27 protein-coding genes and 1 tRNA gene are annotated in these 16,246 nt (G+C 55.2%); 20 read left to right on the forward strand and 8 right to left on the reverse strand.

Annotated elements, in window-relative coordinates; genetic code table 11:
• Window positions 1-43: 43 nt before the first annotated feature.
• The 14 genes from DQ393_RS15300 to DQ393_RS15360 all read left to right on the forward strand — a co-directional run bounded on the left by DQ393_RS15300 (window position 44) and on the right by DQ393_RS15360 (window position 7,082).
• Window positions 44-238, forward strand: coding sequence for a helix-turn-helix transcriptional regulator (locus tag DQ393_RS15300; RefSeq protein WP_112342622.1), 195 nt, complete (start codon window positions 44-46; stop codon window positions 236-238).
• Window positions 238-438, forward strand: coding sequence for a helix-turn-helix transcriptional regulator (locus DQ393_RS15305; RefSeq protein ID WP_112342623.1), 201 nt, complete (start codon window positions 238-240; stop codon window positions 436-438). The genes DQ393_RS15300 and DQ393_RS15305 overlap by 1 nt, the downstream gene beginning before the upstream one ends.
• A complete protein-coding gene (locus tag DQ393_RS15310) occupies window positions 435-623 on the forward strand; it encodes a hypothetical protein (protein ID WP_112342624.1) in 189 nt (62 codons plus the stop codon). Before DQ393_RS15305 ends, DQ393_RS15310 begins: the two co-directional genes overlap by 4 nt.
• On the forward strand, window positions 620-895 hold the full coding sequence (locus DQ393_RS15315; protein WP_112342625.1) for a hypothetical protein: 276 nt from the start codon (window positions 620-622) through the stop codon (window positions 893-895). Before DQ393_RS15310 ends, DQ393_RS15315 begins: the two co-directional genes overlap by 4 nt.
• Entirely contained in the window at window positions 892-1,920 is a 1,029-nt protein-coding gene (locus tag DQ393_RS15320) for a hypothetical protein (protein ID WP_112342626.1), read from the forward strand. Before DQ393_RS15315 ends, DQ393_RS15320 begins: the two co-directional genes overlap by 4 nt.
• A gap of 594 nt (window positions 1,921-2,514) precedes the next feature.
• Window positions 2,515-2,697: a hypothetical protein gene (locus DQ393_RS15325; protein ID WP_112342627.1), complete on the forward strand. Its 183-nt coding sequence runs from the start codon at window positions 2,515-2,517 to the stop codon at window positions 2,695-2,697.
• Window positions 2,698-2,851: 154 nt separating this feature from the next.
• Complete coding sequence (locus DQ393_RS15330) at window positions 2,852-3,442, forward strand: hypothetical protein (protein WP_112342628.1); 591 nt, start codon at window positions 2,852-2,854, stop codon at window positions 3,440-3,442.
• Window positions 3,443-3,444: 2 nt separating this feature from the next.
• On the forward strand, window positions 3,445-3,612 hold the full coding sequence (locus DQ393_RS33455; protein WP_181592359.1) for a hypothetical protein: 168 nt from the start codon (window positions 3,445-3,447) through the stop codon (window positions 3,610-3,612).
• A gap of 81 nt (window positions 3,613-3,693) precedes the next feature.
• Entirely contained in the window at window positions 3,694-4,026 is a 333-nt protein-coding gene (locus tag DQ393_RS15335; protein ID WP_112342629.1) for a hypothetical protein, read from the forward strand.
• Between the two features lie 307 nt (window positions 4,027-4,333).
• The gene (locus tag DQ393_RS15340) at window positions 4,334-4,633 is read left to right on the forward strand and encodes a hypothetical protein (RefSeq protein ID WP_245430365.1); all 300 of its coding nucleotides are present in this window, start codon (window positions 4,334-4,336) and stop codon (window positions 4,631-4,633) included.
• A 209-nt stretch (window positions 4,634-4,842) separates the two neighbouring features.
• A complete protein-coding gene (locus DQ393_RS15345; RefSeq protein WP_181592360.1) occupies window positions 4,843-5,451 on the forward strand; it encodes a hypothetical protein in 609 nt (202 codons plus the stop codon).
• Window positions 5,452-5,612: 161 nt separating this feature from the next.
• A complete protein-coding gene (locus tag DQ393_RS15350; protein WP_112342630.1) occupies window positions 5,613-5,825 on the forward strand; it encodes a hypothetical protein in 213 nt (70 codons plus the stop codon).
• Window positions 5,826-5,935: 110 nt separating this feature from the next.
• Window positions 5,936-6,595: a hypothetical protein gene (locus DQ393_RS15355; RefSeq protein ID WP_112342631.1), complete on the forward strand. Its 660-nt coding sequence runs from the start codon at window positions 5,936-5,938 to the stop codon at window positions 6,593-6,595.
• Between the two features lie 103 nt (window positions 6,596-6,698).
• Window positions 6,699-7,082: a DNA-binding protein gene (locus DQ393_RS15360; protein ID WP_245430366.1), complete on the forward strand. Its 384-nt coding sequence runs from the start codon at window positions 6,699-6,701 to the stop codon at window positions 7,080-7,082.
• Window positions 7,083-7,387: 305 nt separating this feature from the next.
• Here DQ393_RS15360 and DQ393_RS33680 read toward each other — a convergent pair whose 3' ends face one another.
• Window positions 7,388-7,561 (reverse strand): hypothetical protein, encoded by a 174-nt coding sequence (locus DQ393_RS33680; protein ID WP_210209425.1) that lies wholly within the window; start codon window positions 7,559-7,561, stop codon window positions 7,388-7,390.
• Here DQ393_RS33680 and DQ393_RS15365 point away from each other — a divergent pair.
• From DQ393_RS15365 to DQ393_RS15375, 3 genes are all read left to right on the forward strand, one after another.
• Window positions 7,560-9,848, forward strand: a complete 2,289-nt coding sequence (locus tag DQ393_RS15365) for a hypothetical protein (RefSeq protein WP_112342633.1) — start codon at window positions 7,560-7,562, stop codon at window positions 9,846-9,848. The genes DQ393_RS33680 and DQ393_RS15365 overlap by 2 nt on opposite strands.
• Window positions 9,849-10,206: 358 nt before the next feature.
• The gene (locus DQ393_RS15370; protein ID WP_112342634.1) at window positions 10,207-10,989 is read left to right on the forward strand and encodes a hypothetical protein; all 783 of its coding nucleotides are present in this window, start codon (window positions 10,207-10,209) and stop codon (window positions 10,987-10,989) included.
• A 91-nt stretch (window positions 10,990-11,080) separates the two neighbouring features.
• Window positions 11,081-11,338 carry a winged helix-turn-helix domain-containing protein gene (locus DQ393_RS15375; protein WP_112342635.1) on the forward strand — a complete coding sequence of 86 codons (258 nt, stop codon included), beginning with the start codon at window positions 11,081-11,083 and terminating at the stop codon, window positions 11,336-11,338.
• Window positions 11,339-11,353: 15 nt separating this feature from the next.
• On the opposite strand, the gene DQ393_RS15380 is transcribed toward DQ393_RS15375, so the two are convergent.
• From DQ393_RS15380 to DQ393_RS15395, 4 genes are all read right to left on the reverse strand, one after another.
• Window positions 11,354-11,797, reverse strand: a complete 444-nt coding sequence (locus DQ393_RS15380) for a hypothetical protein (protein WP_112342636.1) — start codon at window positions 11,795-11,797, stop codon at window positions 11,354-11,356.
• A gap of 2 nt (window positions 11,798-11,799) precedes the next feature.
• Window positions 11,800-12,327, reverse strand: coding sequence for a hypothetical protein (locus DQ393_RS15385; protein WP_112342637.1), 528 nt, complete (start codon window positions 12,325-12,327; stop codon window positions 11,800-11,802).
• An 8-nt stretch (window positions 12,328-12,335) separates the two neighbouring features.
• Window positions 12,336-12,785, reverse strand: a complete 450-nt coding sequence (locus tag DQ393_RS15390; protein WP_112342638.1) for a DUF2569 domain-containing protein — start codon at window positions 12,783-12,785, stop codon at window positions 12,336-12,338.
• A gap of 130 nt (window positions 12,786-12,915) precedes the next feature.
• Window positions 12,916-13,242, reverse strand: coding sequence for an XRE family transcriptional regulator (locus tag DQ393_RS15395; RefSeq protein WP_181592361.1), 327 nt, complete (start codon window positions 13,240-13,242; stop codon window positions 12,916-12,918).
• Window positions 13,243-13,415: 173 nt separating this feature from the next.
• On the opposite strand from DQ393_RS15395, the gene DQ393_RS33460 reads away from it, so the two are divergent.
• Window positions 13,416-13,592, forward strand: a complete 177-nt coding sequence (locus DQ393_RS33460) for a hypothetical protein (protein ID WP_181592362.1) — start codon at window positions 13,416-13,418, stop codon at window positions 13,590-13,592.
• Entirely contained in the window at window positions 13,592-13,819 is a 228-nt protein-coding gene (locus DQ393_RS15400) for a hypothetical protein (protein ID WP_112342639.1), read from the forward strand. The genes DQ393_RS33460 and DQ393_RS15400 overlap by 1 nt, the downstream gene beginning before the upstream one ends.
• An 87-nt stretch (window positions 13,820-13,906) precedes the next feature.
• Here DQ393_RS15400 and DQ393_RS15405 read toward each other — a convergent pair.
• Window positions 13,907-13,982, reverse strand: a tRNA-Ile gene (locus DQ393_RS15405).
• 161 nt (window positions 13,983-14,143) lie between these two features.
• Between DQ393_RS15405 and DQ393_RS15410 the strand changes: the two genes are divergently transcribed.
• Window positions 14,144-14,887 (forward strand): SIMPL domain-containing protein, encoded by a 744-nt coding sequence (locus DQ393_RS15410; protein WP_112342640.1) that lies wholly within the window; start codon window positions 14,144-14,146, stop codon window positions 14,885-14,887.
• Window positions 14,888-15,115: 228 nt separating this feature from the next.
• Here DQ393_RS15410 and DQ393_RS15415 read toward each other — a convergent pair whose 3' ends face one another.
• Together DQ393_RS15415 and tnpA are read right to left on the reverse strand one after the other, a co-directional pair.
• A complete protein-coding gene (locus DQ393_RS15415) occupies window positions 15,116-15,451 on the reverse strand; it encodes a hypothetical protein (RefSeq protein ID WP_112342641.1) in 336 nt (111 codons plus the stop codon).
• A 243-nt stretch (window positions 15,452-15,694) separates the two neighbouring features.
• Window positions 15,695-16,129: an IS200/IS605 family transposase gene (tnpA, locus tag DQ393_RS15420; protein ID WP_112340015.1), complete on the reverse strand. Its 435-nt coding sequence runs from the start codon at window positions 16,127-16,129 to the stop codon at window positions 15,695-15,697.
• Between the last annotated feature and the right edge of the window lie 117 nt (window positions 16,130-16,246).

Here is a 16,246-nt window from a genome sequence, read left to right on the forward strand (position 1 = left end):
GAAACTTCGATTGGGCGTAGCGAAGCAGAAATGAGGCAAAGCTATGCGTCTACTATCGCTGGAAGATTTGAAGTCGAAAGGAATCGACTTCGATCGCACCCACCTTCACGAATTGGTCAGGATCGGGAAATTTCCGAAGCCGGTAAAGATCGGCCTCAGGCGTAATGCCTGGGTTGAATCCGAGATCGATGACTGGATTCAGCAACTCATCGCCGAGCGTGATAGGAGCGCGGCATAATGCTGGTCAGTTTCGAATTTCTCAAGCAAATGGGTATTCCCTATAGCCCCCAGCACCTGAACCGTCTCATCAAAGCCGGCGCGTTTCCCAAGCCCATCAAGCTCGGCTCATCGCGCAATTCCCGCAAGGCGTGGCTGAAGGAAGATATCGAAACTTGGCTGGAAAAGCGGATCAACGTTCGTGATGGAGATGCCCCATGACCGGTGCCGATCACGAACATAACGAGTCCGTCCGGATCGCCGCTCTGTGGCTTGCCGACCAACGGGAACCACCTGCCCACGCTGTTTCCGAACTGCGCCAGCGTTTTGGCCTATCCGCCGTCGAGGCAAGCGAAGCCATCGCCACCGCGAACAGGTTCCGGATCTACCGGAGGGCACACGGATGAGCCGGCGCAATTTCAGCAAGCTTCAGCAGCGCAAGAACATGGCGCGCCGCGGCTCCGAGCAAATTGATGGCGGCCTCCCCATCCTGAGCGGTCCGCCTCGGAAACGTCCATCAAAAGAGGATCTGCGCAAGCAGACGAAAGACATGTTTGCGGCGGTCACCGAGATCACCCGGATTTTCGAGTGCAAGCCTTGTCGCTTTCGGTTTCGCGCCCGGCAGGCGGTCGATCCAGTTGAGCCGATGCTGTGCACACGATGCGGGAGGCCGGTATGACAACCGATACTTTGGAAAAGACACCGGTCTCCGAACGCTTCTTCGCGATCGATCGCAATGTGTGGCATCAGGTGTGCGATCTGGGGCTGAACGAGGCGATTTCCTATGTCGTCATAGCCGCCGGCGCCGGGAGGAGCCACATCATATCGAACTGGTCTGCCGAAGCGATCGAAAGGCGTACCAGCATGCATCATATTCGGGCAAAGGAGGCGATTGGACGACTGGTTGAGAGCGGCCTGATGTCCGTGACGCCTAACGGCAAGCTACGCCGATACGAGTTACACATCAGCGAGGAGCCGGCGTTCATCTGGCTCCCTCTGGCTATCGTCGAAGGCGCGGCCGGGGAACGGCCCCCACTTCGATTGTTGCGCCAGGCGCAAGACATCGATGCTCTCAGACTCTTCATCGACCTGCATTTCTTCCACGATATGGACGGCAACGGCGGCTGTGAATGGCGGCCCGGAAAGGGAGTGCGCATTCCATATTCTCGAGAGCGCGTCGGATCCTATGGTAGCTGTACCCTATGGCGCTTCCGCCGCGAACTGTCGCCCAACGGCAACCCCAAGGCCGAAGCGTTCACGACTACGCCCTTCGTCGTGCAGAACTTCTGGGATGCGTTCCACCTGCTGGACCGGGCGGGCCTCATCTCTTTCGTCGAGCATCTTGTCGACGCCGACACAATTGCGGGTGAAGTCTATCACCCATTGCCACTAGGTGGGCGGTGCGAACCCGGCGAGCGAACGATTACCGACGCAGCCTTAGCGGCCGGCCGGCGCATGATGTCATGGCAGGTGGAAGAAGGCGCAATCATTGTGCCCGTCGAAGATCTAAAGCCAAACGTCCAACTGATTGGCATTGCTCGGCTGCTCTACAAGCCGCACATCAAACAGACCAAAGCGTGGCTTAAGCGTTCAGATGAGTGGCTGAACTTCGCCGCCGCATTCGATGAGATGGCTTCCGATATCAAGAAGCCGCTCGTTTCCGATATCAAGAATAGCTCAAGGAAGGCTCTAGGAGAGTTCTAGGAGGGATCAAGTTGTTGATCCCCGTTACTATCATGCGCTCATTGCCGCGCGGCTAGCGCTCATTGCCGCACAGGCTAGTAGATCTTGATCGACACAGCGCCTCAGCCAGAAAGATTTCAAAAGCGATGGAGAAATGGAAGTGACACGATTTGAGGATTGCTTCCCACCGGATATTGTCCGGGCCGTCTACGTACGCTTGCAGCGAGAACGAGAAGCGCAACAGCACGAGCCGGCACAGATGCCATCGACTAACGTCGTATCCCTCACTGCATATCGATTGATGCGCGAAAGAGAGCAGAAAGTGGTGTCGTAGCCACGCGCAGCACCGCTCCAACATTTCCGCCTCCCCGCCGCTGCGCTCTGGCCTCGCAGGATCGATTTCATGACCAAGCGGTTTACAACCGGATGCCACCTCAAAACCTGTGCTTAGCTACCTACTTGGAATAATGTCATATTGCCTCTCGACCGCCAGTTTTCGATGAGGCGAAATCGCTTTCCGGTCAACGAATTGGTCAACATAGACACGATTTCAGCTCCGTTTTTCGTGGGTTGATCAAACCGGAAGCTTGGAAAAGCGACACAGGAGCGCGAGCAATGCTGAATAGAACGACGATCTACCGCAACAACGGCGATACCGCCGAAGTCAGCTTCTGCGATGCGCGTGAAGCTGTGCAGAACCATCCCGCCGAATGGAGTTTCGAGCCGTTCTCCCCGGCGCAGATGGCCGCAGCTCACGCGAAGCAAGATGAGCGCAAAGGCCAGGGCTCCGGCGCCTGATAGCGGGCGCTAGGCCCCACCCCCTCTTTCTGCTTCGTAACCATAGAGAAGGGGTGGGGGAAAATTCGGGCGCCAGATTTCCGTTCCTCCCTCAAACGCACCTCGCCCTCCCAAAACATCGAACAGCAAATTTTTCACTTGAGGAAACATTTCGATGGCAACCAGACACGATGCGGATCCGAAAGCCTTGCTTGCGGCCCGCCGGCGCGAGGCGGCTAAGCCCGGCCGACAGAAGACGAGCGGTCGCGGGTCCGGTCTGACACCGAAGGTTCGGAAGGCCATCGAGGCGCTTGTCTTCGATGATAGACTCGCGCCAGCCGCGCGACTGAAAGAGGCGGCGGAACATGTGGGACTGAGCGTAAGCTCTCTTCGGACGGCAATGTTGAAGCCGGCCGTCGATGCCTTCTATCGGACGCAGCTCACACTCTATCGCAATGGTGAGCGGGCGCAGTCGCTACGAACGTTGGCCGAGATCAGAGATGATCCACGGTTGAAGGGTAACGCCGCCGGGGCAACGGCGCAGATCAAGGCGGCGGAACGGTTGGCGTTCGACCAGCCGGGCCAGGCCGTTAACGTCAACGTCGGCGTCGATGTCAGCGTGACCACTCCCGGCTACGTCATCGACCTTACCGAGCCGGAGCGGCCGAAGGTCATCGAGCACAGAAAGGACGATGTGCTACTACCGGTTGATGAAGTCCTCGAATTTCCACCGCAGCCGATGCGCGAAACCTCGGAGGAGTTTTGATCATGCTGGCAGATCAGGCAAACAACACCCTTCACGCGGAGCGGGCAGTGACGATGTCCAACTTCCGGGCAATTCAGGCATCGACGCACGCCGGGGTCGTGCCAACGCTATTCGCCCCAGGAACCTTGCAAATCTACAGTGCCGCGCATCCGACTGCGGTAAAGCAATAAATCCGCACGGTTGCATTTTTGCCACTTCCGCTATCGCCATAGTCGAGGATACCACAGTGGAGTTTACATCTGGGGGATTTCATGACGAAACGATTTTTCGCGGTTCTCGTACTGCTACCTCTTGCCGCCTGCGCCAAGCGTCCTGACGCCATCGTCCCTACGGATATTCCAATGGCCGCCTACTCCAATCTCGATTGCCCGGCACTCAGCCGTGAGCTAACGACCGAGCAAGGCAAACTGACCGCTCTCTCCCAGGATCAAAACAACGCAGCCAATGGTGATGCTTTTGGTGTGTTCCTTGTGGGGGTTCCGATGTCGAGCCTCACCGGTGGTGATAAGGAAGGCCTCATTTCAGTAGAAAAAGGTAAGGTCATCTCCATCCAAAACACGATGAAGGCCAAGGGCTGTAAATAGCCAAGCTTCTCTCCTCGTGCCGTGTCTTGGTCTGAAGCTGATAGGAGCTGAAACTCTAGTAGCTTCGACGACGGCAACAGCGCCAAATGCTCCCTGCTCCGGCAAAAAAGGCGGTGTGGCTTCATGCACATCGGAATGCCGGAGATGAGATGATCTATTCGAGAGATCTTGCCGGCTTAATATTCGCGATGATAATCCTGCTGGCGCCTGCCATTGTCGGGCCACGCAGCGGCCGTTATTGCCTTACCGACGACAGTCGAAAGAGCTATCTTCGCAAGTGATTTTCTTGCCGATAGAGGACGCCACGATGCTCGACGAAACGATAGAATACCTGCTCGACCACCGCGACAAGCTGCTGTCCCAGATCAAGCAGGCCAATTACCATCTGCTGCGCCTAGAGGCTGACGCGATCAAAATCATCAACAACAAGGCATCGCTGCCTGCCGCCGATATCGCCATCATCACCGAGGACTTGGCCGAGCACCTGAAAAGTCAGATCGAGCTGCTGGGTTGGGCAATCGACCATATCGACCATGAACTGGAATATCTGGACGGCAACGATGAGTTCGAACCTTTCATGGGGCGAGAGGCTCGTTCGCGCGGCTGAATCGGCTTTTACGTGATTTCAGTGAAATGTGGCACGGGTCGGAGGACAGAGCGCTGCGATGGGCGTGCAGCGCGATCAAGAAGCCGACGAGGATGTTCGTCGCATTGAACCATTTGCTTTGCTCCGTCGAGTGATCAATAAGACGCCGGGATTCCAGCTAGACTTTTCTTGTAGATGATTCAATCATTGGGCGTAGGGTGGGACGTCAAATGAAGAGATGTATAGCATTATTTCTCGCGGCGACACTTCTTCTTGCAATGCCGGTGTTCGCCGAAGACACATTACCTTGGAAAAATGTAAATGGCTGGAGTATTTTCGTAGATCCCAGCATGGGGAATGCTTGTTACATGGCTACGACGTTTGACAACGGCGTCGGCTTAAGGTTTGGGTTTAACTTTCTCGGCAAAGAACCTCTTTTATATTTGTCAATTGGAAACATGGATTGGAAATCATTGGAAGTGGGCAAGGATTATCCAATTCAAGTTCAGTTCGATGATAATCCTGTCTGGACGGCTACGGCATTTGTCACGGATATGAGCGGGGTAAAATTCCTGAACATCACAACAGCCGACACCAATTTTGCCAAGGAGTTTAGCCATAAACTGGCATTGCGCCTTTCCTTCCAAGGCAAATTTGTCACAGGCGTGCGCCTCACTGGTTCGGCTGCCGCTGTGTCTGAATTGCTGAACTGCCAGACAAAAGTGAACGCTGTCTCCGGCGCCAAAAATGGGGCGCCCGCGACAGATCCTTTTCAACAACAACCGTCGCCTACCCCCATGCAAAAGCCACGTAGTGGCAACGATCCATTTTCGCTTTAAGCTGCGAAATGCCTCAGCCCTCTGAAGTCGAAATCGCCGCACGCATTCGCGATCTCCTGCAGCAGCCATCAGTAGGGGGCAAGCACATGTATGGTGAGCGCAGCTAAGCTTGCATGATTCACCGTATTGAAGATCGACGGTGGTCTGCGACTCTGCTGTTTATGACGACAAATCTCAAAGACTTAAAACTCCGCCCCAGCTTACTCGCCGAACTTAATCAACTTGGCTACGAGACGGCTGAAGATATGATCCCAATCAGCACTGCCGAACTCCTACGCATCCCCGGCATGGGCGGCCATGATTGGCGAAAAATTGCACGCGCAATGGGGCGCGATCTTATGACGAACCGCAAACCGAAAAGTGAGAACGGATAAGGGCACATTTTTACATTAGACTTTTATTGAATAACCTGTGCTTTGCGAGAATTTGACGCGTGGTGTTTCGTTGTGGCGCATCCTGTCCCGCCAACGAAAAGGAAAATTCAATGGCCGCCACACACCGCGAACGTCATGCCGCCCTCGTCCAGCAACAGCAGGATCTCGCCGATCGGCGAGATGCCCTGATCGCCGAACACGCCAGTGCACTCATCAACGGCAAGGCATTCGACAAACAACAGCAAATCAGCGACATCAATCACGAAATCGAAGCGCTCGATCTTGCGATAACAGCTCTCGATGGCCAGGCGACCAAGGAAGAAAATCGCGCCCGAGCATCGCTGCAGGCCGACTCCTTGCAGCGAAAAATCGACGAGATCGTCGCTGACGAAGAATCCTACTTTGAAGACGTAGCTCAGGCGGAAGATCTTTTGCTCGCCTTCGTCGAAAAGCTCAAGGGAGCACATGCCAAGGCCGATCGGTTGCGACAGGTCTTTGCAGAGGTTCCAGGCGTGACTTCTAACGCCATGGGGCTTCTCCCCGAATTCGATAATGGCAACATTTCGGCGCGCCTATCCCAAAAGATGGGCCTCCTATTTTCCCGTATTATCGCCCGCGGCAGTTACGGGATTTTCCGATGGGCCGATGAACATGATCGGGATGTAGATTTTGCCGCGGAAGAGCGCCAGGCGCTTGCCGGCATCACAAGGCATGCTGTGAAGCTTATCTCGGAGCGCATCTCCGCGCTGCGGGCTCAAGCTGCTGCGTGATACCGTGAAGCGGTTATCTGGCCCCCACCTTTGCGCTCGCGATGTCTGCGAGCGCTATAGCATCTCGAAGCGAACGCTAAACCGCTGGATGAAAGATGACGCGATGGGCTTCCCAAAACCCATTGAGATCAACCGGATCCTGTATTGGCGTGAGAAAGATATCGCGGATTGGGAGCTGCGGCAGCAAGGTATAGATCCCAATACGCCACAGTCCGCTGCGGGATATGAAGTCGTCTCCGGGCCGATCGGCGATTATCGTGATCTCGTCGAGGCGCTTCGCAAGCAGCGTGAGCGGTTGAAGCTGAGCGTCATGGAGGTAGACGCTATAGCCGGAATGCAGGAGGGCTACACGAACAAGCTCGAGAACTGGGGCCGGCCGTACGGTCGCGGCGCCGGTCCGGAGATCCTACCGCTCTGGCTCGGCGGTTTGCGGACCGCTCTTGTTCTCGTCGAGTTGCCGCGCCGGCCGCGAAATTTGACAGCCTGAACTTGGTTCAAGCCGAAGGCAAACATTGCATGTGAATCGCGAAAGGTATTTAATCCGCTTGAGAGTGGACCATTGGCGTGGTCCACTCCCCCGCGCGGTTGCAGGTAGAACTGCATACCCGTACCAAGGCCGAGGTACGACGATGAAGTGTTCGTGAGACACAGTCGTTGCCTCGGCCTTCTGCTATCAGACCCGAAAAATCAGCAAAATCAACGAGGAATTTTACACAAAATTAAGTGTCACCGATTGACTTCGAATCGCATTTTTGACTGTCAACAGCCCTTCGAAAAAGAATCGCTGTTAGATCAAAGGTCTGCAACGACAACCGTTTTCTGATCGGTTTCAAAATAAAATAAATAAAAGATTCCTTGCTTATCGCCGGGGTTTGGCATGCCGCGATTCGCAGTGAATGATTCCCGAGAAGCCTGGAAAGCCTGTGCTTTGCGAGGGGTCTCATGGTCGCGGATTATGCCGGCCATGGTTACAATCGCGCCCTCCTCCCGCCTGACGGCCTATCAGCCAATCGCTCCGACAACGATTTTCCCTGTCGGTTTCCCCATATTCGACAATGATGATTTGGCTGTTACTGTCGATGGTATGCCGCGAACGGATTTCTCCGTTACTGCGACCTATGTTGAGGGTGTCTCAACAAACGCCTCCGTCGTCATGGACATTGCCGTGACTGGCGACGTGTTCGTGATCGGCCTTCGCCAGCCAGCACGAACAGATCAGTTTGTGATTGGCGCCCCCCTGCCGATCTCGGGATTCAATTACTCGCTGAACCGTCTTGAGATCGAAGAACAGGAAGCTCGACGTGATATCGATCGGTCGCACAAGGCGCCATATGGTGAGGAAGGCGGCATCTTCACTGCGGAGGATTTTGCTAACGCGTCAGCTAATGCCGCCGCAGCCGAAGCTGCTGCTGCCGCAGCAGAAGCAGCGCGCGACGAAGCCCTAGGGGCCGTGCCGAACGTATTTGTGGCTTCGCGAGCCGCTCTTAAGGCACTCGACACCACAACCATCACGGCATCTTACCTCAAGGAATCTGGCCGAACCGCGCAGTGGCTATGGAAGACCGGCGATTTCTCGGCGCAGATCGCGGCAGACACCAATGAAGGCCTTTACATGAAGGCCAATGCAATTGCGGCAACCGTCGGAGCGTGGGTTCATCAGTACGATGGCCCCGTCTATGCGCGCTGGTGGGGAAATGGTCAGGCTGCCATTGAGGCTGCGCAAGGTTTTGCTGACGACATCATTATCGATCAGCCCTTCGCCATCACCTCTACGGCCGCCTGGCCCAAGGGCAAGCACTACCACTTTATAGGGACTGGCGAGCTTACTGTTACTACCGGCGTCACACTGAGGATACGCGGTAGGGTCACGGCCGGTGCTTGGCGCAATATTCCGTCCACTACCCCTGTGCCGAACAAGATTTTTAACTGCAGCGGGACTGGCGCAGTGGTTGGAGTTCGTCATGTCTATCCTGAGTGGTGGGGCGCTGATCCGACTGTCTCCATCGACAGTTCGCCTGCCATCAACAAGGCGATGGCCTGCGTTGGCGATTCTCTGGACAGTGGAGGCAGCAGGCCGACGATCGAGCTTGGCACCGGTACATATCTCATTAAGTCGCAGTGGGCCTTGCTGCCAACACAAGACACGCAGCTTCGCGTGTTTGGGGCCGGCAATAACCAGACGGTCATCCTAGCCGCGGCAGACTATGTTGGCACTGAGCCTGCGGTTATCCTACAGGGGCAGTCTAATGCCAGCGCACAGCGCATCACGAATTTTGAGATACGCGACTTCCACGTCAAGATGGCGGTTGGCTCAACGGCTGCTGTCGGCTTCTGGGTGGGCGGCAAGGGCACGGACAAGAACCTGGTAGGTGACCAGAATTCCCTCATTGAGAACGTCAAGGTAACCGGCTTCCCGGTCAATTGGCAGTGCAATGCGGTGCGTCTGGTAACATTCCGCAGGTGCTCGGGCTGGAACGAGGACGCGAACACGCAGAATGCCGCTGTTGGTGTTAAGCTCAGCACCACGCTGGCGAACGACTTTACCGGTGACCTGCAGTTCTATGACTGCCAGTTCGTCAACAAGTACAACACAGGCGGCTCTAAGAATGTCCGCGTTGAGCAGGTTGGCGGAGGCACTGGCGGCATCAACGGCGTGCACTTCCAGAGGTGCATTTTCTACCACGCAGACGTAGCAATATCCTTCTACAACAACAGTGGCGAGGTGGGGGACATATGGTTCTCTGACTGCCAAGCCGACGGACAGATGGGCTCGCTGTGGCAGGTTACCCAGCAAGGCGCTAGCGCCGTGATGCACAGCATATGGTTCGACAACACATACACGCAGGGCGTAAACAATTATCTCATATGGGTGGATGTTCAGGCCGGATTGTTCCAAGACGTGTTTGTGACCAACACATGGGCAAGAGGCGTCGTACTTGGAACCAAGGAAATGATCAAATGCGATGGCCCTATGGCCGGCATTCAGATTAAGGGCGGCATCTTTGCCGCTGTCTCCTCAACTACAGGGAATGGCGCAATCACCTTCTCTGGCGCTGCTACGCAGGTAAAGCTGAAGGACCTGGAATTCCGATCGCACAATGGAGCCACGGTTACAAACGGCGTTGTAATGAGTGCTACGTCTAATCACTACAGCATTGAGAATGTTACCGGTAAATCTGCCGGCGCAATTACAGGCAACGTGGTCGTTGAACTGAACCCAAGCGCGACAAAATACGTCGCCGGGATTTTTTAGCGAGCCGCCTTCGTTGCCTGTCTGAAATATTCGTCGAAAATGTCTTGATAAATAATCGTTCGGACCACGAGCAATTTCTCGTCCGCACCAAATCTGCGGCCACGAGTATTTTAGGCTTCGCATCCCGCGTGGCTGAAAGTCTCAGCCTGCGGCTAGTCGCGTTCGACATGCGGAAGGAAATGCCGAATTAGACTTTAGTCGGCATGGTCTACGCTCTTCGATTTCGGATCCTGTCTTCGAGGTTCGCCCGCCCCCAGCATATATTCATGGTTGCTGTCGTCATGTCTCTGAAGCAAGATCAGCATGTCAAACATAAACCATCCTAATCCGGGCGGCTGCGATCGATGGAATCAGTGCGATGACGTTACGGCTCCGAGTAGATGTGAAGGCAAACAGCAACCCACGGAATCTTCTGATTTTTGAAGAGAAAAAGAAAGGTGACGTGTACATCAGACTGAAGTCCGGTGTTCAGATTGGAATGCCCCCTAACGAAATTCTTATCCATCAAGACAGATACTCGATACATCCGTCACCCATCAGCCCTACCTACACAACGGTCAAAAAGACTTTCGAACTGAAGGATGAGACCAAGATCACGCAATCGGCGCTGACAAATGCGGTAAAAAGGAAGACCGGCTTCGCTCACATCTTCACCCACAGATATTCGGATCTCTCCGCTCCACTTTATGATGTGCAGGCAGACTGTCGCGATGTCATCGAATTGGGCGACTTTGATGCCAGCAAAATGGCGTTGGTGGTTGGCCTTTTCGTCGGGCATCCTGATCTCATTTTTCCGGCCAACTCCCCGACTGTTGGGGTGGATACTTTTACAAGCTCGAAATTCCGCTTCGTTGTCTGTAGCACATGGCTCACCATCCCCGCCGGTCTGAGTTCGTGGACCAAAAGTTCGATCACCTTTCCTCCTGAATTATGTGGGAGCGTCGAAACACAAGACTCGGCGAGGCAAAGAATGGTCGGAGAATCGCCTGAGGCTTGCATGGAGCTCTTTCAGGCTCTCACCCTGGAGCTCGCGGCAAATCTTCTGGAGTCCCACATAGCTGTCTCTCCCGACGAGGATACCCGGGTTTGGCTACAATCTGAGCTCGACAAACTACTTCGGGCACCCTGGTATACAATCTAAGTAAATGCGCAGAAACGAAAGGAAGCCCCGGCATTCGACGCACGCCTGACAACATGAATTATCTAGCGGCCACACAACGGACAGGCTCTCCATGGCAAAATCAGACTCCCTCTTCGTCACCGATGCCCAATGCGCTGAACGTCTGGGGCTGACGACTGAAGTTCTGGCGACAGCGCTTCCAGCCCTAACCAAGGCCGGTTTTCCTATGCGAGACCCACTTTTCGCCAACCGCCGCTATTGGCCTGCCGTCAGAGCGTGGCTCGATCGCCGCTATGGTATGGGGAAAGACGACGGCATGCTGCGTGCGCCGCCCGGCCTGGACGAGCCGGAGCCGTGGAAGAAGAAGTAAGTGTCTTCCGATATTTCAACGCGGAATGCCCCCAACCATCTGCAAGAGGCTGCCTGCTACGATGAAGCCGAACGATATGTAGAACGCCCGCCTGTCCAGGCGCCATGCGAGGAAACGTAAAGCTCGTGCCGAGTCTCGCTCTTTTCGTGCTATTTCGTCGGTGATGTCCGCGACTCCGAGCGCGTCAGCTTTAGTTCGGCCCAATACCCTTCCTGATTGATCTTGCCGCCGAATGGCTCTCTCATTTCGATCTACATCGAGTAAGGCCTGACGGCCAGCATGCTCGTAGCCCGTCGCGATGTCGTCGTGCTCTTCCGCTTTTTTTTCACGACGATCATTTCCTATCGTTGTTGCTGCGATCAGAAGAAAGCCTATTAGCTCAGATAAATTGCCGAGCACCGAACTCCATCGCAGGATACATGAGAGCAGATATGAGAGCGCATCAGCAAACTGAGCCATCTTCACCTCTGCTGCTCGTCGGCATAACTCAGCCGCTGACGGTTGCGATCACGGAGCCATTCGATTGGCGTCCGAACGCGCTTTTGATCCATCTTCATATAGGGCTCTGCGGCGGAATTCAGTTCTGACAGAATTTTACGAGCTGCCTCGATCGCCAATGTCCTTCTCTGGGCGGCAGATTGCTCGGGGTGTTTCAGCCGTTCGAACATATCACCTTCATTTGTCGCCCGATAAACATCACCTTGGAATTCCCAGAGCATAGCCACAATATCTTTTCCAAAAAGAAACCTGCTCCGGATCGCCGCATCGACGGCATATGGCCGAGCTTCATCAAAATTCTTGGTTTTCAATACTGTGATCGCCGCAGATCGGGCTGTGGTTAAAATGGCAAGCCTTTTGTCAAAAAGCTCCAGCACAACCTTTTGATGAGCCGTGCGCCATTGAAGGAAGCCAATGGCGCCGACCGCGATAGCGATTGCCGGCGTGAGAAGCGCCTGAAGAATTAGGATCCAGCCGGGCACCGAGCTCATCGCCTCCCCTAATTGACGAACGTATTTCGTACGCGCTTCGAGACCAGCATGTATGGCACCCATATGATAGCGACCGCCACCGCCCGCGTCAGGTCTTGGACATAGGGCTGAATGCCGATTACTCCGAAGCCGCCAAGCGCCGCTATCGTGTAAAGACTGTAGGCAACGTTCGCTACCAAGATCGAGATATAAATTTTCGGATAAATCTTGCTCTTCTTGAGCATGAAATAGATGGCCGCGCTACCAGCGACAGCCATGGCCGAAAGTATGGCGACGTCTGAGTATCCGAAGAGCTTCCAGTTCCCCGGAAGCTGCCCAAGATAACTGATGTCCTGGATCACCCCGAATAGGAAAAGAACGGGGAAAAGAAACGTCGCTAACATCGGCATGATGAGCCATCCGCCAAACCCGACCGGTCCATCAATCTGCCTTGCCATCGGTTTCGCAATTTCGGTCATAACAGGGCCTCCGACGAACCGGATAACACACTGTCAGATTGCAGGAGAATTAGTCAATACCACTTCGCGCAGACTGCGTAACCACCGAATGGACCGCCAAAATTCCGGGCCTACTCGCACGGCGATAATATCAGCCGCCACTCCCCGGGCCGCCATCGCCGTCTTTGAACTCCGGATACTGAATTGTCTCGGTCTCGTCCGTGTCCGAGGTTGAGGCCCTTGCCAGGCGCACGCCGGCGCCCCCTCCAGAAACTTCGCCATCCCTCAGAAATAGAATGCCTTCGGCCTCAAGCGCAGCCTTCACCTTCTCCACCGCCGCTTGAGAGACGAGTCCCGCATGATCTGGTTTCCCCTCGATCCGGCGAAGGGTGATCAGCGGAATGGCCGCCTTTTCACAAAGCTCAGCTTGCGTCAGTCCGACGAGATCGCGAGCAGCCTTTATCAATGTCTTCATCATCGCCTCTGATATCTTTTTATCAGTGATGCACTTGCTATCAGTTGGTGTCTAGTGATAAATAGTTATCAGTTCGCTAAGACGAACATGCATCAACAGACGGAGGGTAAATCATGCCAAACACGTCAGTTCCGGCCGCCGCCGAAGGTGCGCCTCGAAATCGTGGAAGCTTATTCTTGGATGCGCAGGATCACATCAGTGAGTGCATCGATTTCTCGCGCCTTATCTGCAGAGCAATCGAAGGAATGGAGCTCGACGACGATCTCCGGTCGCTATCGGCCGGCGTCTATGCGATCGAGAAGAAGCTCACGAAAGCGATGACGGTCCTCGAAGAAGCCAGGAGGATCGGCTGATGAACATGATCAATCGCCGCCAGGCTCTCGGGGCTTTGGCATCGGCCGCTATAGTGGCACCCACCGCCGCGAGCGCCGCTCACCATGACGAACTCGACTCGGCCGAGCGGGTGCAGGTCGACGCGGAAGCTTTGGTAGAAGCATTGAGGGCGATGCACGGCGGATTCTGGAGCATCAACATCAATCATCAACTTGGATTCGTCTCTGTCTCTAAGGATCTGGCCTGAGAAGTAAATGTTGACCGGATTGATGACCAAAAGCGCACAAGGGCTTAGCCAGATAAGGAAAAATCCACGCTAAGCCCTTGATTTAAATGGTGGGCCCGGAGGGACTCGAACCCCCAACCAAGCGGTTATGAGCCGCCGGCTCTAACCATTGAGCTACAGGCCCGGCGCGACAAAAACTTCGCGCTCGCGACTCCGGAGCAATGGTTCCCCGCAGCCGACTTGGCTCTAACCCAATTTCTCTTTTCCGACAAGGGACTGCCGTAATACCTTCACAATCAATCCCCAAAAGCGAATCCCGAGGAGTTATCAACCAAGGAATGAATCATGCTTCCGACGAAAACCAGAGATTTTGCTCTTGCCGCCCTTATCAGCGCCAGTTTCTTCGTGCCTGCGGCCGCAGCCTTTGCCGAAGACGCCAAGCCGCGGGAAGCCGTCATCACGGTTACCGGTGAAGGACATGCGACCACTGCGCCGGATATGGCCGTTGTGACGCTCTCGGTCGTCCAGCAGGCGAAAGCAGCCCAGGACGCACTCGACCAGAACAGCAAGGCCATGGGCGCCGTGCTGGCGACGCTGAAGGAGAGCGGCATTGCCGAGCGCGATCTGCAGACCTCGGGCTTTTCGATCCAGCCGCAATATACCTATCCGAACGACAAGGACGGCCGTGGCCAGCCGCCGGTCCTGACCGGCTATCAGGTGACGAACGGCCTGACCGTTCGCGTGCGTGATCTCTCCAAGCTCGGCGGCCTGCTCGACCAGGCAGTGAAGCTCGGCATCAACCAGGGCGGCGATATTCAATTCACCAACGACAAGCCTGATACGGTTCTTGAAGAGGCCCGCAAGAAAGCGGTCGCCGATGCCGCCGCCAAGGCGAAGGTCCTGACGGATGCTGCCGGCGTCAAGCTTGGCCGCGTCATCGCGATCCATGAAGGTGGGGTCGCTGCGCCGCCGCAGCCCTACATGCGCAGCATGGCCGCAGCAGCACCGATGGACAAGGCCGTTCCCGTCGCAACCGGCGAGAATGAATATAACGCTTCGGTCAGCATCACCTACGCAATCCAGCAATAGAGCACTTCCAGGAAAGTGCTGCGCGGTTTTCCGGTTGAAAATTGCGAGGTGACATAAAGATAGAGCGGTTCGGATATTCCGTGAAAAGCTGAACCGCTCTTGACCAAAACAAAACCGTCCTTCGCTCAAATCCATTCGGATCGAACAAAGGACGGTTTCGCGGCCCCCGCCAATAAAGGCGAAACGGTCAGTATGAAGAGGGGGCGCTACGTGCGCCCGCAATGCTGATCAGCGGCCAAGCAGCGGGCAGCCGCGAACATTGGCAAACATCATCGTATCCGGACCGCGGCGACCGAAGCCATCGACGATGACACGGCGCGGCGTTACATCCACGACACGGGCACGACGCAGGCCATAGCTGCGCGCAACGTCGATAGCCTGACGCGGATCGCAGCCGCGGCGGTCGAAGCGCGGCGGTCGGTCATAATCCGGCGGTGGCGGGCGATGCCGGCCGGGACCGACATAGATATCAACGCCCTGCGCGGCAGCAAAATCCGCCGTACCCGACAGAGCAGTCACTGCGACGGCAAGGGTGACCCCCAGCTTTGCCAGCATTTGTTTCATTATGCACTCCGTAAATCAAAAACGCCCTCGCCTCCGCAGGATTTGCCGAGCGAACGAGCAAGAGGTAACGATGCGATACTGAACGAGCTCAGAATCAGCCATTCACCCAATATTCAGCTACAATGAACGCTAAAGTGACACCAGATGGCTGATAATAACACAACGCAAATAAGTCATGACCTCCACCAGAGGTGGAGGTTTGAAACGCTGCGCTTGAACCGCTAGAAGCGGTATTGTTAGCGCTTAGTAGCTACGATTGAAGAGGTCGGCAAAGTCGGAAGCTTTGTCGGCCTTTTCCTGATTACGGATATATTGTCTGACGACCTGCTCGTTATAGCCCGTCGTCGATACGAAATACCCGCGTGCCCAAAAGTGATACCCTTTGTAGCGGCGCTTGCGCGCATATTTGTTCGCTACGTAAAGGGCCGTCTTGCCCTTCAAGAAGCCGACAATATGCGAAACCGAGTATTTCGGCGGGATCGAGATCAACATATGCACATGGTCGGGCATCAGATGACCCTCCTCGATCTGGCAGCCTTTCTGCTGTGCCAGCCGACGCAAGAGTTCTCCCAACTCACGCCGCACGTCCCCGTAAAGTCTTTTCGTGCGGTATTTGCTGCCAAAAACAATGTGATACTTGCAGTCCCACGTCGCATGCGAGAGCGTTTGCTCATCCATAAAACCTCCTTGTTCGAAGTCTGGGCCACCCCAGCGGTTCAAGCAGGAGGTCTCTCAACTACCGTGTAGAACTCGTCCAGTCCTCCACCGTAGGTGGAGGTTTATTTATCGATATAA

This window comes from Martinezella tropici, from assembly GCF_003287875.1.
Classification (GTDB): domain Bacteria; phylum Pseudomonadota; class Alphaproteobacteria; order Rhizobiales; family Rhizobiaceae; genus Rhizobium; species Rhizobium tropici_C.